This window comes from Streptomyces sp. CA-179760, assembly GCF_050937045.1.
Lineage (GTDB): Bacteria > Actinomycetota > Actinomycetes > Streptomycetales > Streptomycetaceae > Streptomyces.
In genome coordinates this window covers 9,098,783-9,124,736 of the sequence record NZ_JBNJLZ010000001.1, presented here as the reverse complement: position 1 = coordinate 9,124,736, position 25,954 = coordinate 9,098,783, and the positions used below count along the sequence as shown (strand labels likewise).

The 25,954-nt window shown below is 73.2% G+C and carries 21 protein-coding genes and 1 pseudogene; 16 read left to right on the top strand and 6 right to left on the bottom strand.

Annotated elements, in window-relative coordinates:
- The first annotated feature begins 45 nt into the window (after positions 1-45).
- The 3 genes and pseudogenes from ACQEV8_RS41290 (at position 46) to ACQEV8_RS41280 (ending at position 3,735) form a co-directional block, all read left to right on the top strand.
- Positions 46-576 (top strand): 2Fe-2S iron-sulfur cluster-binding protein, encoded by a 531-nt coding sequence (locus ACQEV8_RS41290; RefSeq protein WP_432973373.1) that lies wholly within the window; start codon positions 46-48, stop codon positions 574-576.
- On the top strand, positions 573-1,577 hold the full coding sequence (locus ACQEV8_RS41285) for an FAD binding domain-containing protein (RefSeq protein ID WP_432971721.1): 1,005 nt from the start codon (positions 573-575) through the stop codon (positions 1,575-1,577). The genes ACQEV8_RS41290 and ACQEV8_RS41285 overlap by 4 nt, the downstream gene beginning before the upstream one ends.
- Positions 1,574-3,735 (top strand): annotated as a pseudogene (locus ACQEV8_RS41280) (xanthine dehydrogenase family protein molybdopterin-binding subunit). Before ACQEV8_RS41285 ends, ACQEV8_RS41280 begins: the two are co-directional and overlap by 4 nt.
- A 3-nt stretch (positions 3,736-3,738) precedes the next feature.
- On the opposite strand, the gene ACQEV8_RS41275 reads toward ACQEV8_RS41280, so the two are convergent.
- Positions 3,739-4,956 (bottom strand): hypothetical protein, encoded by a 1,218-nt coding sequence (locus ACQEV8_RS41275; RefSeq protein ID WP_432971718.1) that lies wholly within the window; start codon positions 4,954-4,956, stop codon positions 3,739-3,741.
- A gap of 1,036 nt (positions 4,957-5,992) precedes the next feature.
- Between ACQEV8_RS41275 and ACQEV8_RS41270 the strand changes: the two genes are divergently transcribed.
- The 3 genes from ACQEV8_RS41270 to tgmB all read left to right on the top strand — a co-directional run bounded on the left by ACQEV8_RS41270 (position 5,993) and on the right by tgmB (position 7,626).
- Entirely contained in the window at positions 5,993-6,304 is a 312-nt protein-coding gene (locus ACQEV8_RS41270; RefSeq protein WP_432971715.1) for a YkvA family protein, read from the top strand.
- Positions 6,305-6,434: 130 nt separating this feature from the next.
- Complete coding sequence (gene tgmA, locus ACQEV8_RS41265; RefSeq protein ID WP_184586832.1) at positions 6,435-6,626, top strand: putative ATP-grasp-modified RiPP; 192 nt, start codon at positions 6,435-6,437, stop codon at positions 6,624-6,626.
- Between the two features lie 16 nt (positions 6,627-6,642).
- A complete protein-coding gene (gene tgmB / locus ACQEV8_RS41260) occupies positions 6,643-7,626 on the top strand; it encodes an ATP-grasp ribosomal peptide maturase (protein WP_432971711.1) in 984 nt (327 codons plus the stop codon).
- Between the two features lie 57 nt (positions 7,627-7,683).
- Here the strand turns inward: tgmB and ACQEV8_RS41255 are convergent, their stop codons facing one another.
- Both ACQEV8_RS41255 and ACQEV8_RS41250 read right to left on the bottom strand, forming a co-directional pair.
- A complete protein-coding gene (locus ACQEV8_RS41255; protein ID WP_432971708.1) occupies positions 7,684-7,887 on the bottom strand; it encodes a hypothetical protein in 204 nt (67 codons plus the stop codon).
- Between the two features lie 149 nt (positions 7,888-8,036).
- Positions 8,037-8,510, bottom strand: a complete 474-nt coding sequence (locus tag ACQEV8_RS41250; RefSeq protein WP_432973370.1) for a hypothetical protein — start codon at positions 8,508-8,510, stop codon at positions 8,037-8,039.
- 188 nt (positions 8,511-8,698) lie between these two features.
- Here ACQEV8_RS41250 and ACQEV8_RS41245 point away from each other — a divergent pair, with 188 nt between their 5' ends.
- Positions 8,699-9,670: a GlxA family transcriptional regulator gene (locus ACQEV8_RS41245; RefSeq protein ID WP_432971705.1), complete on the top strand. Its 972-nt coding sequence runs from the start codon at positions 8,699-8,701 to the stop codon at positions 9,668-9,670.
- Positions 9,671-9,717: 47 nt separating this feature from the next.
- Here ACQEV8_RS41245 and ACQEV8_RS41240 read toward each other — a convergent pair whose 3' ends face one another.
- Positions 9,718-9,969, bottom strand: a complete 252-nt coding sequence (locus ACQEV8_RS41240) for a DUF5133 domain-containing protein (protein ID WP_432971702.1) — start codon at positions 9,967-9,969, stop codon at positions 9,718-9,720.
- 233 nt (positions 9,970-10,202) lie between these two features.
- Between ACQEV8_RS41240 and ACQEV8_RS41235 the strand changes: the two genes are divergently transcribed.
- From ACQEV8_RS41235 to ACQEV8_RS41210, 6 genes are all read left to right on the top strand, one after another.
- On the top strand, positions 10,203-11,729 hold the full coding sequence (locus tag ACQEV8_RS41235; protein WP_432971699.1) for an acyl-CoA carboxylase subunit beta: 1,527 nt from the start codon (positions 10,203-10,205) through the stop codon (positions 11,727-11,729).
- Positions 11,730-11,781: 52 nt separating this feature from the next.
- Positions 11,782-13,545, top strand: a complete 1,764-nt coding sequence (locus tag ACQEV8_RS41230) for a fatty acyl-AMP ligase (RefSeq protein WP_432971696.1) — start codon at positions 11,782-11,784, stop codon at positions 13,543-13,545.
- Positions 13,542-17,525 (top strand): beta-ketoacyl synthase N-terminal-like domain-containing protein, encoded by a 3,984-nt coding sequence (locus ACQEV8_RS41225; RefSeq protein ID WP_432971693.1) that lies wholly within the window; start codon positions 13,542-13,544, stop codon positions 17,523-17,525. Before ACQEV8_RS41230 ends, ACQEV8_RS41225 begins: the two co-directional genes overlap by 4 nt.
- Positions 17,526-17,548: 23 nt before the next feature.
- Positions 17,549-18,502 carry an alpha/beta hydrolase gene (locus tag ACQEV8_RS41220; protein WP_432971690.1) on the top strand — a complete coding sequence of 318 codons (954 nt, stop codon included), beginning with the start codon at positions 17,549-17,551 and terminating at the stop codon, positions 18,500-18,502.
- A gap of 122 nt (positions 18,503-18,624) precedes the next feature.
- Complete coding sequence (locus ACQEV8_RS41215; protein WP_432971687.1) at positions 18,625-19,845, top strand: PucR family transcriptional regulator; 1,221 nt, start codon at positions 18,625-18,627, stop codon at positions 19,843-19,845.
- 149 nt (positions 19,846-19,994) lie between these two features.
- Positions 19,995-20,636, top strand: coding sequence for a cutinase family protein (locus ACQEV8_RS41210; protein WP_432971684.1), 642 nt, complete (start codon positions 19,995-19,997; stop codon positions 20,634-20,636).
- A 59-nt stretch (positions 20,637-20,695) separates the two neighbouring features.
- Here ACQEV8_RS41210 and ACQEV8_RS41205 read toward each other — a convergent pair whose 3' ends face one another.
- Complete coding sequence (locus tag ACQEV8_RS41205) at positions 20,696-22,417, bottom strand: hypothetical protein (RefSeq protein ID WP_432971681.1); 1,722 nt, start codon at positions 22,415-22,417, stop codon at positions 20,696-20,698.
- A gap of 193 nt (positions 22,418-22,610) precedes the next feature.
- Between ACQEV8_RS41205 and ACQEV8_RS41200 the strand changes: the two genes are divergently transcribed.
- Entirely contained in the window at positions 22,611-22,847 is a 237-nt protein-coding gene (locus ACQEV8_RS41200) for a hypothetical protein (protein ID WP_432971678.1), read from the top strand.
- Between the two features lie 230 nt (positions 22,848-23,077).
- Here the strand turns inward: ACQEV8_RS41200 and ACQEV8_RS41195 are convergent, their stop codons facing one another.
- On the bottom strand, positions 23,078-23,938 hold the full coding sequence (locus ACQEV8_RS41195) for an aldo/keto reductase (RefSeq protein WP_432971675.1): 861 nt from the start codon (positions 23,936-23,938) through the stop codon (positions 23,078-23,080).
- Between the two features lie 186 nt (positions 23,939-24,124).
- On the opposite strand from ACQEV8_RS41195, the gene ACQEV8_RS41190 reads away from it, so the two are divergent.
- Positions 24,125-24,538 carry a VOC family protein gene (locus tag ACQEV8_RS41190; protein WP_432971672.1) on the top strand — a complete coding sequence of 138 codons (414 nt, stop codon included), beginning with the start codon at positions 24,125-24,127 and terminating at the stop codon, positions 24,536-24,538.
- 318 nt (positions 24,539-24,856) lie between these two features.
- Positions 24,857-25,861 carry a substrate-binding domain-containing protein gene (locus tag ACQEV8_RS41185; protein ID WP_432971669.1) on the top strand — a complete coding sequence of 335 codons (1,005 nt, stop codon included), beginning with the start codon at positions 24,857-24,859 and terminating at the stop codon, positions 25,859-25,861.
- Positions 25,862-25,954: the final 93 nt, after the last annotated feature.

The following is a 25,954-nucleotide window of genomic DNA, read 5'->3' as shown; positions in this document are numbered from 1 at the left end:
CGGCAGTACGGACCGCACGGCCCGCCCGGGAAGGTCTTCCACGACATGGGCAACGACCAGTACCACTCGGAGACGACTCTCCGCGTCAACGGCAAGCCCCACACCCTCACCGTCGACCACCGGCGGGTCCTGCTGGACCTCCTGCGGGAGGATCTCGACCTCACCGGCGCCAAGAAGGGCTGCGACCACGGCCAGTGCGGCGCCTGCACGGTCCTGGTGGACGGGAGGCGCGTCAACAGCTGTCTGCTGTTCGCGGTCGCCCTGGACGGCAGCGAGGTCACCACCATCGAGGGTCTGTCCGGCGACGGCGAGGAGCCGCACCCGCTGCAACGGGCCTTCCTGGAACGCGACGCCTTCCAGTGCGGCTACTGCACTCCGGGCCAGATCTGCTCCGCGGCGGGTGTGCTCGCCGAGGCGGCGGCCGGTCATCCCTCGCACGTCACCGACCCGGCGACGCCCTCGGGTGAGCCGGTTCGGCTGGACCGGGAGGAGATCCGGGAGCGGCTGAGCGGCAACCTGTGCCGGTGCGGCGCGTATCCACGGATCGCCGAGGCGGTGGAGGACGTGATCCGGTGAAGGAGTTCGCCTACGTCCGTGCCGGGAGCGTCGAGGAGGCGACCTCCGCGTACGCCTCCCACCCCGGCGCCCGCTATCTCGGCGGCGGCACCAACCTCGTCGATCTGATGAAGCTCGGCGTCGAGCGGCCCGCCGCCCTCATCGACGTCACCCGGCTGCCGCTCGACGCGGTGGAGGAGCTGCCGGACGGTGAGCTGCGGATCGGGGCGCTGGTCCGCAACAGCGACCTCGCCGCCCACCCCCTCGTACGCGACCGGTACCCGGCGCTGTCGCAGGCGGTGCTCGCGGGTGCCTCGGGACAGTTGCGCAACGCGGCGACGACCGGCGGAAATCTGCTCCAGCGCACCCGGTGCCCGTACTTCCAGGACCTGTCGAAGCCGTGCAACAAGCGCGAGCCGGGCAGCGGCTGCGGCGCGCGGGACGGTGTCCACCGTGATCACGCGGTGCTCGGGCACTCCGCGCACTGCGTCGCCACCCATCCGTCGGACATGGCGGTGGCGCTGGCCGCTCTGGACGGGAGTGTCGAGCTGTACGGGCCGGAGGGCGCCCGGAGTGTCGCGGCGGCGGACTTCCACCGGCTGCCCGGGGACCGGCCCGAGCAGGACACCGAGATCCGCCCCGGCGAACTGGTCACCGGTGTGGTGCTGCCGGCTGCCACGGCCGGGCTGCCGTCGGCGTACCGCAAGGCCCGTGACCGTGCCTCGTACGCCTTCGCGCTCGCCTCCGTCGCGGTGGTGCTGCGGCTGTCGGACGGTGTGGTCGGTCATGCCGGTCTCGCCTTCGGGGCGCTGGCGCACCGGCCCTGGCGGGCCCGGCGGGCGGAGGAGGCGCTGCGGGGCGCGGCTCCGACCGCCGCCGCCATCGAGCACGCCGTCGACGTCGAACTGTCCGCCGCGCGGCCGCTGCGGGACAACGCCTACAAGGTGCCGCTGGCCCGGAATCTCGCGGTGGACGTGCTGTCCCGGCTCACGGACGCGGCACTCACGAGGAGGACTCCATGACGGGCAGTGTGGGTGCTCCCGCCGAACGCCGGGAGGGACGGGAGAAGGTCAGTGGCACCGCCCGCTACGCCGCCGACCACCACTCCCCGGCCGGGCCCAGGCCTGGCCCGTGCCGGCGGCTGTCGCCCGGGGGCGGGTGAGGGACGTCGACACAGCGGCGGCCCTCGCCGTGCCTGGGGTCCTCGCCGTCCTCACCCACGAGAACGCGCCGCGGCTCGCCGAGCCGGACGATCCGACGCTCGCCGTGCTCCAGGACGCCCGGGTTCCCCACCGGGGCTGGTTCGTGGCTCTGGTGGTGGCCGAGACCCTGGAGGCGGCCCGGGCCGGTGCCGCCGCGGTCCGTGTGGCCTACGACGCCGAAGACCACGATGTGACCCTCACCGCCTCGCACCCGGGCGTGTACGTGCCCGAGGAGGCCAACGGCGGTCATCCGGCCGTCCGCGAACAGGGCGACCCGGACGGGGCCTTCGGTTCCTCGGCCGCCCGGGTGGACGTCGCGTACCGGGTGCCGCCGCTGCACAACCACCCGATGGAGCCGCACGCCAGCACCGCCCGGTGGGACGACGGGCGGCTGACCGTGCGGACGTCCAGTCAGGGCGCCGGTGCCGTACGGGCCGTGCTCGCTGGGCTGTTCGAGATGCCGAAGGAGCGGATCGTCGTCACCGCCGAGCACGTCGGCGGCGGCTTCGGGTCCAAGGGCACGCCACGGCCCGATGTGGTGCTCGCGGCGATGGCGGCACGGCAGACCGGGCGGGCGGTCACCGTGGCACTCCCCCGCCGGTATCTGCCCGCCGTCGTCGGGCACCGGGCTCCCACCCTGCACCGGCTGCGGCTCGGTGCCGACACGGACGGGCGTCTCGCGTCCCTGGTGCACGAGGCCACCACCCACACCTCGCGCATCAAGGAGTTCGTGGAGCAGGCGGCGGTGCCCGCGCGCGTGATGTACGCGACACCCCACAGCCGTACGGTGCACCGGGTCGCGGCGCTGGACGTGCCCTCGCCGTCGTGGATGCGGGCGCCGGGTGAGGCTCCGGGGATGTACGCGCTGGAGTCCGCCATGGACGAACTCGCCGGCGAGCTGGGCATGGACCCGGTCGAGCTTCGGATCCGCAACGAGCCGGACGCCGAACCCGACAGCGGCAAGCCGTTCAGCAGCAGGCACCTGGTCGAGTGTCTGCGCGAGGGTGCCCGGCGCTTCGGATGGGCCGGGCGCGATCCCCTCCCGGCCCGTGCGGAGCGCCGGGAAGGTCCCCTGCTGCTGGGGACGGGCGTGGCGGCGGCGACGTACCCCGTCATGGTCTGGCCCGCCGCGGCGACGGCCCGCGCGCTGCCCGACGGGACGTTCCTGGTGCGGATCAACGCCACCGACATCGGTACGGGGGCCAGGACCGTGCTCGCGCAGGTCGGCGCCGACGCCCTCGGGGTGCCGCTGGAGCGGGTGCGGACGGAGGTCGGCAGCAGTGCTCTTCCGTCGGCTCCGCTGGCGGGTGGCTCGTCCGGTACGGCCTCGTGGGGCTGGGCGGTCCACGAGGCCTGTTTCCTGCTGGCGCGGCGGCTGGCCGAGCGCTCCGGGCCGCTGCCCGAGCAGGGCCTCGAGGTCCGCGCGGACACCAGGGGCACGGCGGATGCCGAGAGCGCATGGGCCCGGCACGCCTTCGGGGCGCACTTCGCCGAGGTCGCCGTGGACATCGTCACCGGCGAGGTCCGGGTCGGCCGGCTGCTCGGGGTGTACGCCGCCGGGCGCGTCCTCAACCCCCGCACCGCACGCTCCCAGTTCGTCGGCGGCATGACGATGGGGCTGGGCATGGCGCTGACCGAGGGAAGCACGCTGGACGCCGCGTTCGGGGACTTCACCGAGTCGGATCTGGCGTCGTACCACGTGCCCGTGCACGCCGACGTCGGCGAGATCGAGGCGCACTGGCTCGACGAGGAGGACTCCCGGCTCAACCCGATGGGCAGCAAGGGCATCGGGGAGATCGGCATCGTCGGGACGGCCGCGGCGATCGGCAACGCCGTGCACCACGCCACCGGCGTCCGCTTCCGGGAACTCCCGCTCACGCCGGACCGGGTGCTGGCCGGGCTGCTCGCTCGCCAGGGGGCGAACGACGACCGGACCGGACCCGCTGCGAGCGGATCCGGTCCGGTAAGGCGGTCGTAGACGTCACTCCGCCATACTGCGTGCCTCGGTCGCCGGCAGCGGCGCCCACGGGCCGCTCACGAGGGGCGCCACCGCGCGGAAGACCAGCGAGACGAGGGCCAGCAGCGCCGTGCACACGGCGGCACCTGCGGCGAACCACGGTGGGGCGAGCGCGAGGTCCACGGCCCGGGTCAGGGACGCCGACGGGAAGGAACTCCCGTACGCCTGGGCCCCGGCCAGCACCGTGGGCACCACCACTGCCCCGACCAGTACCGGCGCGACGGGGCGCAGGGCCAGCAGCAGCGCCAGCACCGTGCAGAGGACGGACAGGCCGAGGGCGACGGCGTGCAGGTCCAGGGACGCTCCACCGCGCCGCAGCGGGAAGTGGGCCACCGCGCACACGGCCAGGGCCAGGGCCGTGAGCCAACTCGACCACGCCATGGACCTGGTGAGCCGTTCCGTCGCTCGATCGCGGTCCGAGGGTGAGAGGTCGAGGGTCCGGCGGGTCTCGCGGCGCCTGCCCGGGCGGGCGGGCGCCTGGGGCTGCGCGGGCTCGGCCTCGGGGTGCGGGATTGCGGTCGGCACGCGGCCGTTGCGGTCCAGCCGTTCCAGGCCGAGGCGGTCGATCAGCTCGACCAGCTCCCCGACGGACCGGCCGGTGGCGGCCGCGCGGAGCGCCTCCTCGCGGACGTGGGGCATGTGCGGCTCTTTGTGCAGCAGGGTCACCAGCCGGGTCACTTCCTCCACCGGCCGGTGGGCGGCCGCGGCCCGGATCGCCTCGTCCGCGCTGTCGGCGTCCCGCGGGGGCTTCGTCAGCAGGGCGATCATCCGGCTCACGTCCTCCACGCGCCGCTCCACACCGGCCGTGCGGAGTGCGTCGACCATCGCTTCGGCGTGGTCGGGCGACTTCCCCAGCGAGGTGATGAGGGCGACGACCTCCTCCAAGGGCCGGTCGACCACGGCGGCGTGCACCAGGTCGCTGACCGCGTCACCGTACGGCGCGGGCGCCGGCCCCGTGCCGGGCCGCAGTTCCACCGGATTGTCGTCCAGCGAACGGATCACGAACGGCCGCGCACCCGACTGCTCCGCCTCACCTACCGCGTCGGCCGGGTCAGGGCCGGGGCCGTCGAGTCGGGCGGGCGGCGAATCCACCGGTTCCTTGCGGAGACCCGCGGGCGCGGCGGAGGGCCGGTCCGGCTGGTTGGGGCCTGCGGCAGCGGGCTGAGTCGACAGCGGGCTCATCGAGTTCGGGCGAGGGCCCGCAGGCGCCACGGACGACCGAGCCGCCTGGTCCGGCCCTGAGACAACAGTCCCGGCGGACGGCGGCCCCGCCGGGACCGGAGGGGGACCCCCGGGCGTGGGCGACAGCCGGTCCGCCTGACGCAGCGCTGAGACGGCGGGCTCGACGGTCGGCGAGCCCACCGGGTTCGAGCGGGAGGACGCGGCCGGCGGCCGGTCCGGCTCGTCCGGGCCGGCGGCGGCCGGCCCCCCGGGCTCCGGGTCCGCGCGGTCGGGGCCGCGCGCGGCAGACCGCTCGGGCGCCGTGCCCGAACCGGGGGCGTCGGACCGGTGGAAAGCCACAGCCGTCTCGTCAGAGGCAGAGACAGGGGCAGAGACAGGGGCAGAGGCAGAGTTCGCCGGGCGCGTGGGCTCCTGGTCCGCCTCGGCAGCGGCGGAGACAGCCGGCCGTGCCGGATCGGCCCCGTTTACGGCAGGGGCGACAGGCCCTGCAGACAACGGAGCCACCTCGTCCACGCCAGAAGCAGGCACCGGCGCCGACACCTGGTCCGCCGCGTCCCCACCAGGGGCGGCCGGTTGTGTGCCCGGCGGGCCCGCCGGGTGGGGCGCGGTGGGAGGCTCGGTGCCCGCACGGTACGTCTCGGGCGCGGGTGCGGCGGGCTGCGTGCTCGTCTGCTCCACCTGGTACGCGCCGGTGGCGACGGTGGTCTCGGCGGACGGCTGGGCGGACCCGTTCGACTCGCCGGTTATGGCGGACCCGTTCGAGCGGGGTGATGAAGAGCAGGTGGTCATACTCGCCTCCATGGGAAGAGTGCGGCCGCTCCTGCGCCCCCCGTCGTATGACGAGCGACGTTACGCTGACCATTACTAGGCGTCCCCTTCACCCCGTGCCACTCGTGTGAGCCACCGGGATGACCACCCGCACGGGAAAATCCGCCGACTCGCCGACATGTCGGGCCCCGGCCGCAATACAGCCGCCGGAAACGGGAATCCACGTAAGGACACCCCGTGTCGCGGCACGCCAGGAGGAGGGCAACCCGTGGATACGACCACAACGGTGATCACTCTGGCCGCGATCCTCGCGGCCGTCGTCCTCGTCCTCGCCGTCTGCGTCTTCCTGAGACTGGTCCGGACCCGGCGCGACCTGCGGAGCGCGGGCCTGCCCACAGGGCCGCGCTGGGTCTTCTGGGGCGCGGTCCTCTATTTCGTCCTGCCTGCCGACGTGCTGCCCGACCCGGTGTACCTGGACGACATCGGTGTCCTGCTGTTCGCTCTGCGCACCGTCCGCGGCTCCCTCGGCGAGCGGGATCGCAGGACGACACGCCGGGCTGACCACGAACCGGCCAAATAACTACGGAGAGTAAGGAAACCAACCACCCGTTCGATTCGTATAAGTCTCTGGAAGCCGAAACAGGCGAGCGGCCGGGGGCCGCGCCCCATGACCAACGCTTGGTCGGCGCAGTACCGACGAGGGAGAGACGATGCAACCGTTCGCGCTCAACTACGCGCGCCCGGCAGTGGAGTTGGAAGCTGCTATTCCGTATGTGTACGACACCGGACTGCAGTTGAACGTGCTCCTCGACGGCCGAATCGCGGCCAGCGACTTCGGCCTGTTGAGAGAGGTGGGCACCACGACGTCCACCGCGGGCTCCAAGACCCACTTCGACGACTGACCACGGGCCGCCGAAGATGACCGTACTGATCCTCACCTGTGAGGAGGACGTGACCGCGGACATGGTGGTCGTACACCTGAACGCGACGGGGGTTCCGGTGGTCCGCGTCGATCCCGCCGACCTGACCGGCGGTGTCGCGCTGTCCGGTGAGTTCGTACACGGCCGTTTCCGTGGCCATCTGTCCGCCGGAGGGCGGCTGGTGAGCATCGGGGGGCTGCGCTCGGTCTGGGTGCGCCGGCCCGGCACCCCGGCCGGGCGGGCGGCCCAGCCGTCCGCGTGGCTGTCCGAGGAGGCCGCTCAGGCGCTCTACGGCATGCTGCGGGGCTCGGACGCGCGCTGGATGAACCACCCGGACGCGGCCCGCCGGGCCCGGCACAAGCCGTGGCAGCTGCGTCTCGCCCAGCGGTGCGGCCTGCCTGTGCCCGCGACGCTGATCACGACCTTCCCGCGGGCCGCCCGCGAGTTCGCCGAGCGCTACCCGGACCTGGTGGTCAAGCCGGTGTCGGGCGCGCATCCGCAGGACCCGCCCCGGGCGGTGCCGACCAGCCGGGTCGCGCCGGACACGGACTTCTCCGCCGTCGCGTTCGGGCCGACGCTGTTACAGCGCCGGGTAGCCAAGCGGGCCGACATCCGTCTCACCGTCGTCGGTGAGCAGCTGCTGGCCGCGCGCAAGGCGACCGCCGCGGACGCGGACCCGGACGACGTCGACGTGCGCTTCGCCGCGCCCGGCTCGCCGTGGCGCCCCACCGATGTGCCGTCGTGCATCGCGGCGGGCGTCCACTCGTACCTGCGTGAGGCGGAACTGGCCTACGGGGCCTTCGACTTCGTCGAGGACGCGGACGGGACCTGGTGGTTCCTGGAGTGCAACCAGTCGGGGCAGTTCGGGTTCGTCGAGGTGGAGACGGGCCAGCCGATCGCGCGCACCATCGCCGACTGGCTGGCCCGCCCGGTCCCCGAGAGGTCGCCGCATGTCAACGGCTCGAGCACGACGGTCCGATGAGCACCGGGTCCGGCCACGCGCCGGTCCCGGGCGGGATCATGACCACGGCCTCCCGGCTCACGGCTGCCGCGGGGCGGGGAGCATGGCCGTGCGCTGCCAGCCCGTGCCCGGGGACTGCGGGCGGTCGTAGCCGGGGGACTGGTACGGCCGCATGACCAGCTCCAGTTCCCTGCTCACGCGTTCGGCCTCGCGGCGAACCTGTGTGGGCACATCGCCGCACTCCGCGATGAGTCGGTCGTAGATGGGGGAATCCTGGAACACCCGGCAACGTGCCTTTCTGCTCGTCGTCCCCGTGCGGGGGCAAGACTGACGAGTCTAGGCGGCCCGGCATCCCGGAGTGTGAATTCCCTGGGATGACTTGACGCAGAACGGACATCTGTGCCATGCGGAGTGACGGGGCTCTCGGTCTCTCAGGCTCCCGTGGTGGAGCCCGGCCGGACGATCATGAGGACGGTGACCGTCGCCCACAGGAGATTGAAGATGCCGGTGAACATGGCGAGTCGCGCGGTGTTCCGGTGCTCGACGGCCTGTTCGCCGTTCAGCCGGCCGAGAAGCTCTTCCTGGCGGGGCAGGACGAAAGCGGCCAGGATCCCGGCGGCGGCCGCGGTCAGCGCGATGGACGTGACGAGCCATCCGCTGTCCAGGACACCCATCGCGGCACCGGTGGCGAGCCCGAGGACCGGGACGGTCAGTCCGATACCGGAGTAGACGCGGCAGATGCGGTGCAGCAGCGCGACCGTGCCCACCGCCGAGAGGCCGGGGGCCCCTCCGAGCGCGGCGGACGCGCGGCGCGCCGCGGGCGGGAACATGCTGGCCGCGACGGTCACGGGACCGATGGCGACTATGGCGGCCAGCACATGGAGGGACAGCAGGATCTTGGTCACCGGGACTCTTTCCATGACGCGATCGATGATGCCGGGCTCACGTTAGGGATCCGGGACGTGATCTCCCATGGGCTGGATCGACAGCTTCCAACGGGTTCTCGCCAACTCCCCCGACCTGCGCCCTCGCCCCACGTGCCACCCCGTCCCCGGGTCACACCGCTGGCGGGAACACACCTAGGGTGACGGTCATGCACTCCGTGGCGATCCTGGTTCTCGACCGAGTGGTGCCGTTCGACATGGCGGCGCCCCAGCAGACGTTCGCCTGGACCCATATGCCGGACGGGCGGCCCGCCTACCGGGTCCGGCTGTGCGCCGAGACGCCGGAGGTACGCGCGGACGGCGGTTTCACCCTGCGCATCGACCAGGGGCTCGAGGCACTGGCGGAGGCCGACACCGTCATCGTGCCGGGCTGCTCCCCCGACGCCGCGCCGCCCTCCGCCCGGGTGCTGACGGCGCTGCGGCGGGCGGCCGAGTCCGGTACCCGGATCGCGTCCGTGTGCGTGGGTGCCTTCGTGCTGGCGGAGGCCGGGCTGCTGGACGGGCTGCGCGCCACCACGCACTGGGTGGCCGCGGGTGAACTGGCCCGGCGGTTCCCGCAGGTCGAGGTGGAGCCGGACGTGCTGTACGTGGACAACGGGCAGATCCTCACCTCGGCCGGCGCGGCGGCGGCGCTGGATCTGTGCCTGCACATGATCCGCCGGGATCTGGGGTCGGCCGTCGCGGCGAACATCGCCCGGATGTCGGTGATGCCGCTGGAACGGGAGGGCGGGCAGGCCCAGTTCATCGTGCACGAGCACCCGCCCGTGCCCCGGGGGTCGGCGTTCGAGCCGCTGCTGGAGTGGATCGAGGACCATCTCGCGCACGAGGTGACGCTGGGCACCCTGGCGGCGCGCGCGGGGATGAGCGAGCGGACCTTCAGCCGCCGCTTCCGCGAGCAGACCGGCACCACACCGTTGCAGTGGCTGCTGCGGGCGCGGGTGCGGCGGGCCCAGTACCTGCTGGAGAACACCGACCACTCGGTCGAACGGATCGCGCGCCAGGCGGGGTTCGGCTCGCCGACGGCGTTCCGGGAGCGGTTCCGCAAGGTGGTGGGCACCACGCCGTACGCGTACCGCTCGGCGTTCCACGGGAAGACGAACGCCCCGGTGGCCCGTCCATAGGCCACCGGGGCGGTTGTGCCCGGCCGTGCGCCGGGCCTCACGCGATGTCAGCCGACCAGCGTCAAGCCGTTCTCCCCGTCCGCCTCCGCGGCCTCGGACCGCCCTTTGGCGAGCAGCAGGGTGTCGGCCTTGGCGATGGCGTCGTGGATGACGGACGTCCCCATCATCACGCACAGCGTGTAGCTGACGTCCTCAAGCTGGCGTGCCACCGTCGGCACGTGCCTCTCCGCCTGAGCGATCCTCAGCGACGCGTACCGCGTCAGCAACTCCCTGACGACCTTCCGGTCCGGTACGAGCACGTAGCGCCCCTCTCTCTGTTTTTCGCTCCGTATGCCCGAACCACGCTGAAGCATTCACATGTTTTACTCACCCAGGGTGGAAATGACTGGAATTGATCGGTCTGTTGTCACCGGGGGATGAAACCTCCTGTCGAAGGACTCAACTCCCCCACACAGAACGGTGATCCGCCCGGCACCTCCCCGCCTCACTGCCATAGTCGAGAGCCCTTTCGGAGGTGGTTGTGAGCACAGAGGTGAGCGGAAGCACCGCGGAACGCGTCGCCGGGCTGGCCTCACGCCGGGACCGGGCGGTGGCCCCGGGCGGGCCGCGCAGGCGCGGGGAGTTCTCTGCCCGGGAGCGGATCGACCGGCTCGTGGACAAGGACTCCTTCGCCGAGACGGGTCAGTTCGTGCGGGCCCGGCCCGCCGGGCAGGACGCCCGCCGTCCTTATGGCGACGGGGTGGTCACCGGGTACGGCACGGTCGACGGCCGCCCGGTGTGCGTGTTCGCCCAGGACTCCACCGTGTTCGGCGGCAGCATGGGCGAGGCCTTCGGGGAGAAGACCGTCGCCCTGATGGACCTCGCCCTGAAGACCGGCTGCCCCGTGATCGGCCTGAACGACTCCGGCGGCGCCCGCATCCAGGAGGGGGTCGCCGCCCTCGCCCTCTACGCCGAGCTGGTGCGCCGCAACGTCAAGGCGTCCGGGGTGATCCCGCAGATCTCGGTCGTCCTGGGGCCGTGCGCGGGCGGCGCCGCATACTCCCCGGCGATCACCGACTTCACGGTGATGGTGGAGGGCGCCTCGCACATGTTCGTCACCGGCCCGGACGTCATCGAGACGGTGACCGGTGAGCGCACCACCGCCGAGGAACTGGGCGGCGCCCGCACCAGCAACACCGTCAACGGCAACGCCCACTTCCTGGCCGCCGATGAGGAGGACGCCCTCGACACCGTGCGCGACCTGCTGTCGTACCTCCCGGCCAACAACCTGGAGCGGCCCCCGGAGTACGCGCCCGGGCACGTCCCGCCCGGGGCCGGGCTCGACGAGGTCGTCCCGGACCGGCTCGGCGAGGCCTACGACATGCGGGACATCCTGCACGCGGTCGTGGACGACGGTGAACTGCTCCAGGTGCAGGAGCTGTTCGCGCCGAACATCATCTGCGCCCTGGCCCGGGTCGAGGGACGCTCGGTGGGTGTGGTCGCCAATCAGCCGTTGCGTGCCGCCGGGGTCCTCGACATCGACGCATCGGAGAAGGCGGCGCGGTTCGTACGGTTCTGCGACGCGTTCGGCATCCCGCTGCTGACCTTCGCCGATGTGCCCGGGTATCTGTCCGGGGTACGGCAGGAGCAGGCCGGGATCATCCGGCGCGGCGCGAAGCTGCTGTACGCCTACGCCGAGGCGACGGTGCCCAAGGTCACGGTGGTGGTGCGCAAGGCGTACGGCGGCGGATACGCGGTGATGGGCTCCAAGCACCTGGGCGCCGACCTGAACCTCGCCTGGCCCACCGCCCGTATCGCCGTGATGGGCGCCGAGGGGGCCGTGGGCGTGCTGCACCGGCGCGAACTCGCCGCGTCCGACGACCCGGAGGCGCTGCGCGCCCGCCTTCTCGCCGCGTACGAGCGCACCCACGGCACTCCGTATCTCGCCGCCGAGCGCGGCTATGTCGACGCCGTCATCGCGCCGCGCGAGACCCGGGAGCAGGTCTGCCGCGCGCTGCGCGCCCTGCGCGGCAAACGCGCGCCGATGCCGGAACGACGGCACGGCAACATCCCGCTCTGACCTCGCCCTTCTCGACTCGTAGGCCGATGCACGCCGTGAGGAGCCCCGCCTGATGGACAGCCGCCGCCCCCCGCTCGCGCCCGCGTGCCCGACGCTGCCGGAGTACGTGTGGCACTGGGCCGAAACCACCCCGGACCGCCGGGCGTTCACCTTCGTCGAGCATCCGGCACAGCACTCCCGCGGCGTCCACCGCACCCTGACCTGGCGCCGTCTGGAGGTACGGGTGCGGGCCCTGGCCGCGCGCCTCGCCGAGCAGGCCGGGCCCGGGGACCGGGTCGCCCTGCTGTGTCCGCAGGGCACGGAGTACGTGACCGCCTTCCTCGCGGCCCTGGCCGCGGGGCTGGTCGCCGTGCCGCTGTATCCGCCGGACCTGCCCGGGCACGCGGACCGGCTGGCGGGCGTCCTGGCGGATGCCCGCCCCTCGGTGGTCGTGACCACGAGCCGGGTCCAGGACGAGGTACGGGACTTCCTGGGTTCCGACGGACCGCGGATCGTCCTGGCGGACCAGGTGCCCGACGACGCCGCCCGCGACTGGCGGCCCGTCGCGCCGGACGCCGGGACGACCGCCTATCTCCAGTACACCTCCGGTTCGACCCGCGCCCCGGCGGGCGTGGAGATCAGCCACGGAAACGTCGTCGCCAACGCCGGCCAGGCGCTGACCGCCTACGGTGCCGACGCCATCCCGCTGACCTGCGTGGGCTGGCTGCCGCTCTACCACGACATGGGTCTGGTGCTCAGCGTCGCGGCCCCGGTGACGCGCGGACTCCTGTCGGTCCTCATGGACCCGGCCGCGTTCCTGCACGAGCCGGTGCGCTGGCTGCGGCTGCTCGCCGCGCATCCGAACGTGGTGAGCGCCGCGCCCAACTTCGCCTACGACTACTGCGTCGCGACCGTGACCGACCAGCAGAAGGAGGGGCTGCGACTCGACAGGGTCACCGCGCTGATCAACGGCAGCGAGCCGGTCCGCCCGGGCACGGCCGACCGTTTCCACGCGGCGTTCGCCGGCCAGGGCCTGGCGCCGGAGACGCACTGCCCCTCGTACGGCCTGGCCGAGGCCACCGTGTTCGTCTGCGCGGCCCGGCCGGGCGAGCCGCTCACCCGGTTCGCGCTCGACCGTGACGCCCTGGCGGCCGGTAAGGCCCTGTGCGTGCGCCCGGACGATCCCCGGGCCGTGCTGCTGGCGGGCTGCGGCACCCCGGCGGGCCAGCGGGTCCGGGTCGCCGACCCGGTCACGCGGGCCCTGTTGTCGGAGGGTGAGATCGGCGAGATCTGGGTGCAGGGGCCGAACGTGGGACGCGGCTACTGGAACCGGGGGCAAGGGGAGGTGTTCGGAGCGGAGTTCGCGGATTCCGCGGCCGGTCCTGGCCGCTGGCTGCGGACGGGCGATCTGGGGACGGTGCTGGAGGGGCAGCTGGTCGTCACGGGGCGGTTGAAGGACCTCATCATCGTCGACGGCCGCAACCACTATCCGCAGGACGTCGAGGCGACCGCCCAGGACGCGGACCCGGCGGTGCGCCGGGACCGGCTCGCGGCGTTCGCCGTGCCGGGCGGCGCCGGTGAGGGGGTGGTGGTCGTGGCGGAGCACGCGCGCACCGCGCGCCTCGCCGAGCTCGACGTACCGGCGGTGGTGCGTGCCGTGCGCGGTGCCGTCTCCGCCCGGCACGGGCTGCGGCTCGCGGACGTGGTCCTGGTGCCGCCGGGTACGGTGCCGCGTACTTCCAGCGGGAAGGTGTCGCGGGCGCTGACCCGGACCCGGTACCTGGAGGGCGCGTACGGCGGCCGGGCCCGGGCGGCGACTGCGGGCACCGCGGGATGAGGCCCGTCGACGAGGGCGCGCTGCGCCGGCTCATCGCCGAGCGGCTGGCGGCCTGGTGCGGCTCGTCCCCCGGCGCCGTCCCGATGGACCGGCCCCTGGCCGACCTCGGCATGTCGTCACGGGACGCGGTCGCCCTGGCCGGTGAGCTGTCCCGGGCCACCGGGCTGCAACTGCCGCCGACCCTGCTGTGGGAGACGCCGACCGGAGAGGCGCTGGTGGCGCGGCTGTGCGGCACGGGAGCCGCGCAGACCCCGGGATCAGACGCGGCCCCGGTTGCGCCGGCCGGGCTGCCGGACGGTACGGCCGAGCCGGTCGCAGTCGTCGGGATCGGCTGCCGGCTGCCCGGCGGGGTGCACGGCCCGGACGACTACTGGCGGCTGCTCACCGAGGGCGTCGACGCGATCCGGCGCGTCCCGGAGGACCGCTGGCGCGACTTCACCGCCTTCCCGCCCGCGGACGCGCACCCCTACGGCGGCTATCTCGACGACATCGCCGGATTCGACGCGGACTTCTTCCGCGTCACCCCGCGTGAGGCCGCCGTGATGGATCCGCAGCAGCGGATCCTGCTGGAGGTCGTGCACGAGGCGCTCGACCACGCCGCCGTACCGGCCGGGTCCCTGGCGGGCACCGCCACCGGCGTGTTCGTAGGTGTCTCCGCACCTGAGTACGGGCAGCTCACGGGCGCCGACCCGGCCGCCGTCGATCCCTGGGCGCCGGCCGGGGGCGCCCTGAGCGTCACCGCCGGGCGGCTCTCCTATGTCCTGGACGCCCGGGGGCCCAGCATGGCCGTCGACACGGCCTGCTCGTCCTCGCTGGTCGCCGTGCACCACGCCTGTGTCAGCCTGCGCACGGGCGAGAGCGACACGGCGATCGCCGCCGGGGTCAACCTGCTGCTGTCACCGGCCGTCTCGGTCGCCTTCCGGCGAGCGGGTGCCCTCGCGCCGGACGGGCGGTGCAAGCCGTTCTCGGCGTCGGCGGACGGCATCGGGCGCGGCGAGGGCTGCGCGGCCGTGATCCTCAAACGGCTGTCCGACGCCGAGCGGGACGGCGACCGCGTCCTGGCCGTCGTACGCGCCACCGCCGTCAACTCCGACGGCCGCTCGAACGGCCTCATGGCACCCAACCCGGCCGCTCAGCAGGCGCTGCTGCGGAGCGCGTACGCACGGGCGGGGCTGCCCGCGGCACACGTCGACTACGTCGAGGCGCACGGCACCGGCACCCCGCTGGGCGACCCGATCGAGGCGGGCTCGCTCGGCGCGGTGCTCGGCTCGGACCGTGACCCGGACCAGCCGCTGCTGCTGGGTTCCGTGAAGGGCAACCTCGGTCATCTGGAATCGGCCGCGGGCGTCGCAGGCCTGGTGAAGACCGTGCTGGCCCTGCATCACGACGGCATCCCGCCCTCGCTGCACTGTGCGGAGGGCAGTTCCCTCTCCGATGACCGGCTGCGGGTGGTGACCGAGCCGGAGCCCTGGCCGCGCTACGGCGGCACCGCTGTCGCGGGGGTCTCCGGGTTCGGCTTCGGCGGCACCAACGCGCACGTGGTGCTGGAGGAAGGGCCGCCCGGCCTGGCCCCGGACCGGCCGGCCGAGGAGCCCGCGGCCCGCCTCCATCTCCTCTCCGACCTCGACACCGAGCGCCTGGGCGACACGGCGGGCCGACTGGCCGACTGGCTGCGCGCCGGCACCGCGCACCCCGCCGACGTGGCCCGGACCCTGGCGGGGCGCACGGGCCGGGGCCCCGTACGGGCCGCCGTGGTCGCCCGGGACCGTGCCGAACTGGCCGACGTTCTGGGGGCGTTGGCGACAGGGCAGCCGGACGCGCGGCTGGTGACCGGTGACCGCGACCGCGTCGGGCCCGGCCCGGTGTGGGTCTTCTCCGGCTACGGCAGCCAGTGGCCGGGCATGGGCAGGCGGCTGCTGGCCGAGGAACCCGCGTTCGCCGCCGCCGTCGAGAAACTCGACCCGCACCTCGCCCCGGAGTGCGGCCTGTCCCTGTACGACCACCTGTCGTCCGGTGCCGGTCTCGACCGCCTGGAGGTCGCCCAGCCCGTCCTGTTCGGGCTGCAGTTGGCCCTCGCCGAGCTGTGGCGTTCGTACGGGGTGGAGCCCGCCGCGGTGATCGGCCACTCCATGGGCGAGGTGGCGGCGGCCGTGTGCGCGGGCGCGCTGGACGTGACGGAGGGGGCGCGGGTCATCGCCGTACGGGCCCGGTTGCTGAGCGGGCTGAGCGGCGGCGCGATGGCCGTGGTGGACCTGGACGACGCCGAACTGGACTCTCTGGGGCGGGACTTCCCGGGAGTACATGTCGCCGTGCACTCCTCGCCCCGGCAGAAGGTCGTCACGGGAGAGGAGGCGGCGGTGGCCGGGCTCGTGCGCCGGCTGGAGGGGCAGGGCCGGGCGGCGCGGGCCATGCGGGTCGTCGGTGCCGGGCACTCGCCCCAGGTGGACCCGCTGCTGCCGGAGCTCGTCGACGCACTGGCCGGTATCCCGGGGCGGCGGCCGCGTGTCCCCGTCTACTCCACCGTCCTCGACGACCCGCGCGGCGACCACGGGTTCGGCGCCGAGCACTGGGCGGCCAACCTGCGACGGCCCGTCCGTCTGGACCGGGCGCTCGCCGCGGCCGCGGCCGACGGCCACACGGCGTTCGTCGAGATCTCGCCCCATCCGGTCCTGACGGGGGCCGTCTCCGACACCGTGCCCGGCGCCCTCGCCCTGGCCACCCTGCGCCGGGACGCCGACGGTTCGGAGTCGTTCGCGGGGCAGCTCGGTGCCCTGTACGTCGCGGGCGGGCGGCTGCCCGTGCCGCCCGGCCGGGTCGTCGACCTGCCCCTGCCCCGCTGGCGGCATGTACGGCACTGGTGGACGGACGGCCGGCCACACCCCGAGCCGGTGATGGAGGAACCTCACCCTGAAGCGACGGAACACTCGGAGCCCGCTTCGGTCCTGGCCCGACTGACCCGGCACATCGCCGCCGTCACCGGCCACCCGCCCCACCGGATCACCCCGGGCACGGCTCTGGCCGACCTGGGCCTGGACTCGCTGATGGCCGTCCGCGTCCGTACCGCGGTGGAGCGCGAGTTCGGCGTCGCACTGCCCCTGCGCGATCTCTTCGCCGCCGCCACCGTCGAGGACGCCGCCGACCGGATCCGGCAGACCCTCCCTCGCGAGGACTCCCCGCTTCGCCCACTGCGTGCCACCGGTTCACGGCCCCCGCTGTTCCTCGTCCACGCCGCCGGCGGGCCGGTCACCGTCTACCGCACGCTCGCCGAACGGCTCGGGGACGACCGGCCGGTGTACGGGCTGGAGCGGATCGAGGAGGCCCGGACCGTGCCGGAGAAGGCGCGCCGCTACGCCGAGGCGATCAACGCCGCTCACCCCGACGGGCCCTGTGTACTGGGCGGCTGGTCCTTCGGCGGCTTCGTCGCCCAGGAGACCGCGCGGCAGCTGACCGCCGCCGGGCGGGAGGTGCGGCTGGTCGTGCTCATCGACTCCGTACGCCCTCTCCCCCGGCCGGGACTGACGCCCGCCGACCGGATCCGGACGCATTTCGAGGGCTTCGCCCGCCACGTCGCCGACACCTACGGCGTGCGGCTGGAGTTGCCGTACGACGACCTGGTGGCCATGGACGACGACGAGGCCCGTATCGACACCGTGCTGCGGGCGCTGTGCGAGGCCGTCGACGTGCCGCCCGCCGCGCTGGAGCACCAGCGGGCCTCCTACCTGGACCTGGGCATCGGGGAGGCGCACCGGCCCGGCGGCCACGACGGGCCGGTCGTTCTCTACCGCGCCACCGATCCCGCGCCGCACACCGTGCGCGACCCGGCGTACGAGCGGGACGACGAGGCGCTGGGCTGGGACGAGGTGTGCCCCCGCCTGGAGGTCGTGCCGGTGCCCGGTCACCATCTGTCGCTGCTCGATCCGCCGCACATCGACGAGATCGCCGCCCATCTGAGCCGGGTGCTCGCCGAGCGGGCCCCCTGAAACCGGAACCCCGAGGAGCCGCCATGTCCGACCTGTCGCCGAAGCCCGCCGCCGGAGTGTCCCGGCGTACCGTCGCCAGAGCGACGGCCGCCGCAGGCCTCGCCGCCCTGCTCGGGGCCGCGAGCGGCACGGCCCGTGCCGGGGCGGCCACCCGGCTCGGGGCGCGCACCCTCGACGTGTCCGTGCCCTCCGCCGCGCTCGGCCGCAGCGCGCCCGTCCGGCTGATACTGCCGTCGGACTTCGGCACGCGGCCGGAGCGGAAGTATCCCGTGCTGTACCTGCTGCACGGCGCCCACGACGACTACACGTCCTGGACCCGCGAGACGGACATCGAGGCGTTCACCGAGGGCCGCGGCCTGATCGTGGCGATGCCGGACGCGGGCCCCACCGGCATCCCCAGCGTCTGGCGCGGCGGCCCCGACTACGAGACCTTCCAGGTGAAGGAGGTGCCGGCGCTGCTCGCCCGGGACTACCGGGCCTCCGGCGTGCAGGCGGTCGCCGGGGTCTCCACCGGCGGCTACGGCGCGATGGCCCACGCGGCCCGCCACCCCGGCGCGTTCAAGGCCGCGGCGTCCTACAGCGGCATCCTCGACACCACCGCCCCCGGTGTTCCCGCCATCATGGACGCCATCGTGGCCCGGGAGAACCTGCCGGCCGCGTCCCTGTGGGGCAATCCGGTGCTCAACCTCCTGACCTGGCGGGACTTCAACCCGCGCGCCCGCGCCACCGGGTTGCGCGGCACCGCCCTGTATGTCTCGCAGGGCAGCGGAGTGGGCGGCGGCGGCGATCCGCTGCCCGGGATTCTGGAGAGCGCCCTGTGGCCCTCGACCCAGGGTTTCGCCCGCACGCTGGCCCTCATGGGTGTCCCGGCCACCACGCACTTCTACGGGGGAGGCGGACACGACTGGGCCCACTGGAAGCCGGAGTTCACGGCCTCGTGGCCGGTCCTCGCCCGTGCGCTGGGCGTGCCGGAGTGACGGAGGTGCCGTCGGGGCACGGAACGGAGCGGAGGGGACGTCCGTCCAACACTGGACTTCCCACTCGTCCCACTGGCAACAGCCCGCGGGTGAGCCGCTTCCGGTCGAAAGGAGTGTCCGTGATGGCTGTGCCCACCCCGCACGGCGTGCCGAACCGCCCCGGCGCGCCGCCGGTGCCGCCCGAGCTCGCGGAGCTGCTGCGCGCCCAACTGGCTTCCGTCGCCGACCTGGTGGAGGCAGAGGTCTGCCGTCAGGTTCCCGAGTACGCGCGTCCCGCAGGCGGGACGTACCGCAGGAACCTGCGATCCGGGGTGGTGCAGGCGCTCACGCTGTTCGTCGACCACATCGCCGACCCGCGCGACGACGGGGGCGCGATCGCGGCGACGTACTACGAACTGGGGCGCGGTGAGGCCCTGGAGGGCCGCAGCCTGGACGCGTTGCAGTCCGCGCTGAGGGTGGGCGGGCTGCACGCCTGGCGGCTGATGGGCTCCACGGCGGAGCGACTGGGCCTCGACTCCACCGTCGTCGCCGCGCTCGGTGAGCTGGCGTTCCGGACCGTGCACGAGGTCGCCCAGGCGGCCGCGGCCGGCTACGCGGAGACCCAGCTGCGCAGCACGGACGAGCTGGAGCGGCGTCGCAGACGGTTGCTCGATCTGCTGCTGGAGGACGACGGTCCGGTGGCGCTGGAGGCGGTGCAGGATCTGGCCCACGGCGCGCGCTGGCCGGTGCCCCGGACGGTCGCCGTGGTGGCGCTCGCGGCGGCGCCGGACCGGCGGGAGGAGGACCGGCCGCTGGCGGCGGCGGGCGCGCTGGTGGACATGGAGTCCCGGCCGCCGCGCATGCTGGTGCCCGACCCGGACGGCTCGGGCCGCTTCGGCCGGGCGTTCACGCTCGCCCTGCGCGGCCGGCCCGCCGCGATCGGCCCGACGGTAGCGGTCACTGAGGCCACGCGATCGCTGCGCCTGGCCACCCGGGCGCTCGGGCTGATGGGGCGCGGCATCCTGCCCCGCCAGGGCGTCGAGCGCTGCTCCGACCATCTGTCGACCTTGCTGTTGTACGGCGACGAACCGCTGCTGGAGCGGCTCCAGGCGCGGGTCCTGGCGCCCCTCGACACGGTCTCGGCGGGGCAGCGCGAGCGGCTCGCCGAGACACTGCTGGCCTGGCTGCTCAGCGGCAGCAACGTGCCGGACGTCGCCGCACGGCTGCACATCCACCCGCAGACGGTCCGCTACCGCCTGCGCCAGCTGGAGAAGCTCTTCGGGGACGCCCTGCACGACCCGGGCACCCGCCTCGATCTCATTCTCGCGTTGCGCGCGGAATCCCTGCACACCCGGCAGGACTGACACCCGCATACAGCGGCGTACTCAATCGGCGACAAAAAACGGCGGGGATTCCATAATCCCGTCCATAACTCCCGGTGAGCGAAAGCGAATACGTTCGGGCCGTCCTTTTTCGCAGGCGCTCCACGCGCCTCACACGCGGAGGATCCCCCATGCGTATCCGTTTGTGTCTCGCCGCGCTCTCGCTGGTCGGCGGGGCCGGGCTCGCCACCCTCTCGGCTCCCCCGGCCTCGGCCGCGGCCTGCTCCGACGTGGAACTCGTCTCGGCACGCGGCACCTTCGAGCCCGGGACTCTCGGCTTCATCGTCGGCGACCCGGTGCTTTCCGCGCTGCAGAAGAAAGCAGCGGGCAAAAGCGTGGCCGGCTACAAGGTGAACTATCCCGCCGACCTCTCCCCGACCTCGGCGGCGCAGGGCAATCTGGACCTGGTGAACCATGTGAAGAGCCAGGCCGCGGCCTGCCCGAACCAGAAGTTCGTTCTCGTCGGCTATTCGCAGGGCGCGAACGTCGTCGACAACTCGATCGGCATCAGCAGCGCGGGCGCGGTGGTCGGCAGTCCCATCGTGGCCACGCTGCCCGCCGCGGTCGAGCCGAAGGTCGCAGCGGTGCTGCTGTTCGGCAACCCGATCCGGGCTCTCGGCAAGAGCGTCACCGGCACCTACCAGAGCCGCACCCTGGACCTCTGTGCCCAGGGCGACCCCGTTTGCGAGAACGGCGGGGGCGACGTCGGGGCGCATCTGAGCTACCGCGACGACGCCGACGCGGCCGCCACGTTCGCCGCGGGCAGGCTCTGAGCTTCGCCGGCACACCAAGGGGCCCGGGAGGATCTCCTCCCGGGCCCCGTTCGCGGTGTCTAGCGGGGTGACCGGGCGAACCCGGCGAGGCTGGTGGAGACGACCTCGGGCCCGCCGTCGTTCTGCGCGGGCGCGGCGGTCAGCACGTCGAGGTGCTGGTAGCCGTCGGCGACCACGGGATGCAGCTCGGGCGGCACCCGGCCGGCCAGCAGCCCCTCACCGGCGAGGACGGTGAGCACCGGGTTGGCGGTGAGCCCGCCCGGATGGACGACGAGCTTCTTCACCTGCGGCGAGGTGCCCAGCTGGATGTCCGTGACCAGCTTGGTCGGGAAGTACTGCTCGGTGAAGTCCAGCGGCTGCTCGGCCAGGCTGCGGGCCAGTTGCCGGATGTCGGTGACCTCCTCGCCCGCACCGGTGAACGGGGTGCCGTCGGCCGACCGGTGGCCGGGGTCGTCGGGGTCGCCGACGCGGTCGTAGTTGCGCCAGGTGTAGAGCGGGCCCTGCGGCCGGTCCGGGATGGCCTTGTACGCGGTGCCGTACAGACCGGCCTGCTGCGCACCGCCGTTGGCCGCTGGGAAGCTCTTGTCGACGATGGGCCCGCCGTCGAAGAAGCCGACGCTGGTCTGCAGGAACGCCAGCGGTACGGAGTTGTCGTCCAGCAGTGCCCCGAGCACCGCCCCGTTGGTGAGCCGGAAGTCCTTCACCGACGGCGAGCCGCTGAGGAAGGCGGCGGTGTCCTTGGCGAACAGGAAGCGGTTGGTGGCCTCGACGTTGAGGTTGGAGGGCAGATAGCGGGGCAGGTCGGCCTCACCCTCCAGATCCTTCAGGGCGCCGAGGCCCGCGATACCGAGCAGGGTCATGGTCTCGGGGTTGAGCAGCACCGGCGCGGACAGCGTGCGCGACAACAGTCCACTGTCCAGCCCGGCCTGGACCACGCCGTAACCGAGTCCGATGTCGGGCAGGTTGGTGTCGTCGGGCAGGTTCCCGCTGAGGTCGGCGAGCGAGGTGGAGACGGTCGTGTCGAGGGCGAAGTAGCCGGCGCACTGGTTGTACCCGGCGTCCCCCGTGGTGGCCCGGTTTCCGTCGAAGTCGGCGGCGGCGAAGTACCCGGTGACGACTCCGCCCAGCGAGTGCCCGCCGCACAGCACCTTCCGCTTGCGCTGCGTCTGGTCGGGCACCTCGGCGGTGAGCAGGTCGTACTGGTCCCGTACGGTCTGCTCGATCCCGAGCTTCGCCATCCAGCCGAGCTGTCCGTTGCCGGCGTAGCCGTCGAAGGTCCGGCCGTCGACCTGCTTGCCGCGGTAGTAGTAGTCGACGGCGCTGTGCTGGTCACCGGAGGCGATGCCGGTGCGGTCCTCCAGGCAGTTGGAGCGCCGGTCCAGCGCCCAGAACTCGATGTGCGCGCCCTGCTCGGCGGCCCTGGTGACGGTGTTGCGGGCGACGCTGTCGAACGCCCCGGCTCCTTCCAGGATGCCGGGCTGGGCGATGAGGATCCGGTCCGCGCCGGCCGACTCGGCGGGCCCGTCGGCCGAGCGGTAGCGCAGATACGACAGCCAGTCGCACGCGGCCGGACGAGGCCCGGCCGACTCCGGCAGCGGTACCTTCACCCGTACGACCGACTCGGTCACCCCGGTGACGGGGGACGTCGACGCGACGGGCGTCTCGGTCCGCGCCCCGTCGGCCCGGGCCCCCGGGGCGGCGGCCGTGAGTGTCCCGGCGGTCAGCAGTACCGCGAGCGCGGCACCGCGCCACTTCCCTCTGCTCCTGCGGTTCATGTCCATGCCACGGACGCTAGGGCGGTGGCGGGAGGGCCCTCAGGGGGTGCTGACGAGAATTCAGTTTCCTGGTCGCGCCTTGTCACCGGCGCACAGCGCATCCGGCGCCGGGGGCCCGGGCCCCGGGACCGTACCGGTTCGTCCCACGAACGGTCCAGGCCGAGCTGCGAAACGGCGTTCTCGGGGGCATGGTGGGGCTATGGACGGTCAACCCCCCGTGGTCGTGCAGCCGCCCGCGTCGGACGGCGGACGGCTGGTGACCATCCACGGCGAGCGCATGGGCGTCGCCTACAGCCTGTTCGACGTGCTGGACCTCCTGCACCGCGAGGGCCTGCCCACTCATGACACGGCCGTCGACGACACCGAGCTGATCGAGTGGCGCGGCGGGGGCCCGTACGACTGGAACAACGGGGAGTCCGGGTCCGACGAGGCGTGAGCTCCGGTGCGGCGCCATAAGGTCTTGCTCCGGTGCGTGGTCTTGCTCCGGTGCGGTGCCTGAAGGTCTTGCTGCGGTCCGCTCCCTGTCCGGCCCCTGCCCCTCAGGCATCCGGCGAGGCCCGCGGTCTCACGTGCGACGCCCCGGGGCCCGGCCCGAGCCCGCCCCCTCCCGGACGCGACTCCTGCCCGCGCGGCGCGCGTCCTTCCCCGCGACGCCCAGGCCTCCGCCTACTCCGGCCCTGATTCCGCACCCGCCCCCTCGGCCAGCCGGTCGAGGCGGCCGCGCTGGGCGGGCGTCAGGGTGAGGTCCGCCGCGGCGAGGTTCTCCTCCAGGTGCTCGATCCGGGCCGTACCGGGGATCGGCAGGACGACCGGCGCACGGTCGAGGAGCCAGGCGAGCGCGACCTGCGTGGGTGTGGCCCCGAGGTCGGCCGCCACCGCGGCGATCGTGGCCTCGGCCCCCGCCCTCCCCCACGCCACGGGCCGCCACGGCAGGAAGGCGATACCGGCCGCCGCACACGCCGCGAGAACGGGCTCGTGCTCCCGGTCGAGGAGGTTGTAGCGGTTCTGCACGCTCACGACGTCGACGATCTCCCGGGCCTCGGCCAGCTCGGCGACGGTGACCTCCGACAGCCCGATCCGCCCGACCAGGCCCTCGGTCTGAAGCTCCCGCAGCGTGCCGAGCTGGTCGGCGAGCGGCGTGTCGGGATCGATGCGGTGCAGCTGGAGCAGTTCGATCCGCTCGACCCGCAGCCGGCGCAGGGCCTGCTCGACCTGGTCGCGCAGGATCCCGGGCCGACCGTCGAACTTCCACTCGCCTCCCGGGCCGGTACGCGCGACACCGATCTTGGTGGTGATCAGCAGCCCCTCCGGGTAGGGGTGCAGCGCCTCGGCGAGCAGTTCCTCGTTGGCTCCCTCGCCGTACAGGTGGGCCGTGTCGATCAGGGTGACGCCCAGCTCCACGGCCCGCCGGGCGACCGCGAGGGCGTTCTCCCGGCCGGGACCGGGCTCGGCCGGCAGATGCATCGCTCCGAAGCCGAGCCGGCGTACGTCCAGATCCCCGCCGATGCGGAAGGTGGTCGATGTCATGAGCCGTCTCCGTCCCCCTCTGCTCAAGGGCCAACGCTAGCAAGCCGGTTGGCGTCCGCTCCGGCCTCCGGGCGCCCGCCTCGCACGCCGCTCCCCGCCCCCTGCGCGACGCGCTCGGCGAGCCATTGTCAGTGCACGGCGCTACGCTGCGCGCAAATGACCCTTTTGCCCCTCCGGGAGGTTCACATGGTCACGCGCCTCAATCCGTACCTCACCTTCAACGGCGAAGCCCGGCAGGCGATGGAGTTCTACAAGGAGGTCTTCGGCGGCAACCTCACCCTCAACAGCTACGGCGACTTCGGCCAGGCGGACGCCCCGAACGCCGACAAGATCATGCACGGCATGCTGCAGACCACCAGCGGCTTCACCCTGATGGGCGCCGACAACCCGCCGGGCATGGAGTCCGCGCCGGGCAACCCCTTCTCCGTGAGCCTGAGCGGTGACGACGACGCCGAGCTGCGCGGCTACTGGGAGAAGCTGTCCGAGGGCGGATCGGTGTCGGTGCCGCTGGAGAAGCAGATGTGGGGCGACGAGTTCGGCATGTGCACGGACCGCTTCGGGACCCCGTGGATGGTCAACATCGGCAGACCGGAGAGCTGAGCCTGGACCGACCGGGACAGCCCAGGACCGCCCGGACCCGAGCCGCCCGTGCGCGCCGCCCCAGACCGGCGCGCACGGGCGGCTCCGCTGTGCACCGGGAGTGCGTTCCGGGAGCCGCACCGGCCTGCGCACACCCGCCACCCCGCTTTGTTGGTACGTCCTGACAAAGCTGTTGACATCCCCAGAAGGCGGCCGCATAGTACCTGCCACTAGAGCGCGCTAGTAACGCGCTCCAGCACCGCCCCGGGCGTCCATCCACCACCCGCCTCCCCGGACCGGGCGCGGCGCCCCCTCCCCGCACAGTGAGGTGCATCCGACATGCGCAGACACCACAGACCCGCAGCCCTGACCGCCGCCGCCCTCGTGGGCGCGCTGCTCGCCGCCGGCTGCTCCAGCGGCTCCGGCGGGAAGCAGTCCGAGACCGGGGGCACCGACGCCGCGGCGGGCAAGGCCACCACCCCGCGGATGACCGTCGCCATGGTCACCCACGCGGCGCCCGGCGACACCTTCTGGGACCTGATCCGCAAGGGCGCGCAAGCCGCTGCCGCGAAGGACAACATCAAGCTCGTCTACTCCAGCGACCCGGTCGCCGGCAACCAGGCCAACCTGGTGCAGAACGCCATCGACCAGAAGGTCGACGGCATCGCGCTCACCGCGGCCAAGCCGGACGCCATGAAGGGCGCGGTGGCCAAGGCAAAGGCGGCCGGCATCCCGGTCGTCGGCTTCAACTCCGGCCTGGACGACTGGAAGGAACTCGGCATGCTCGAGTACTTCGGCCAGGACGAGAACCTCGCCGGCCAGGCCTTCGGTGAGCGCCTCGACCAGCTGGGCGCCAAGCACGCCGTCTGCGTGATCCAGGAGCAGGGCCAGGTCGCGCTGGAGGCACGCTGCGCCGGTCTGAAGCAGGGCTTCAAGGGCACCACGGAGAACCTGTACGTCAACGGCACCGACATGCCCTCCGTGAAGTCGACCCTGACCGCCAAGCTCCAGAAGGACACCACCATCGACCAGGTGGTCACGCTCGGCGCCCCGATCGCCCTGGCCGCCGTGCAGTCGGTACGGGACGCGGGCAGCGAGGCCGAGGTCGCCACCTTCGACCTCAACAAGGACCTCGTGGCCTCCGTCCAGAGGGGCGACATCGAGTTCGCCGTCGACCAGCAGCCCTACCTCCAGGGTTATCTCGCCGTCGACGCTCTGTGGCTGTACAGGACGAACGGCAACTTCAGCGGCGGCGGCACGGCTCCCGTACTCACCGGCCCCGCGTTCATCACGAAGGACAACGCCGACACCATCGCGGAGTTCGCGAAGAAGGGGACGCGCTAGATGTGCTGTCCCGGGACGTTGGTGACAGGCGACACGCCTTGAGTGGTCCTTGAACGGAGCGAGGGCCTCTGGGTTCGGTGTGGATTGCGAAGT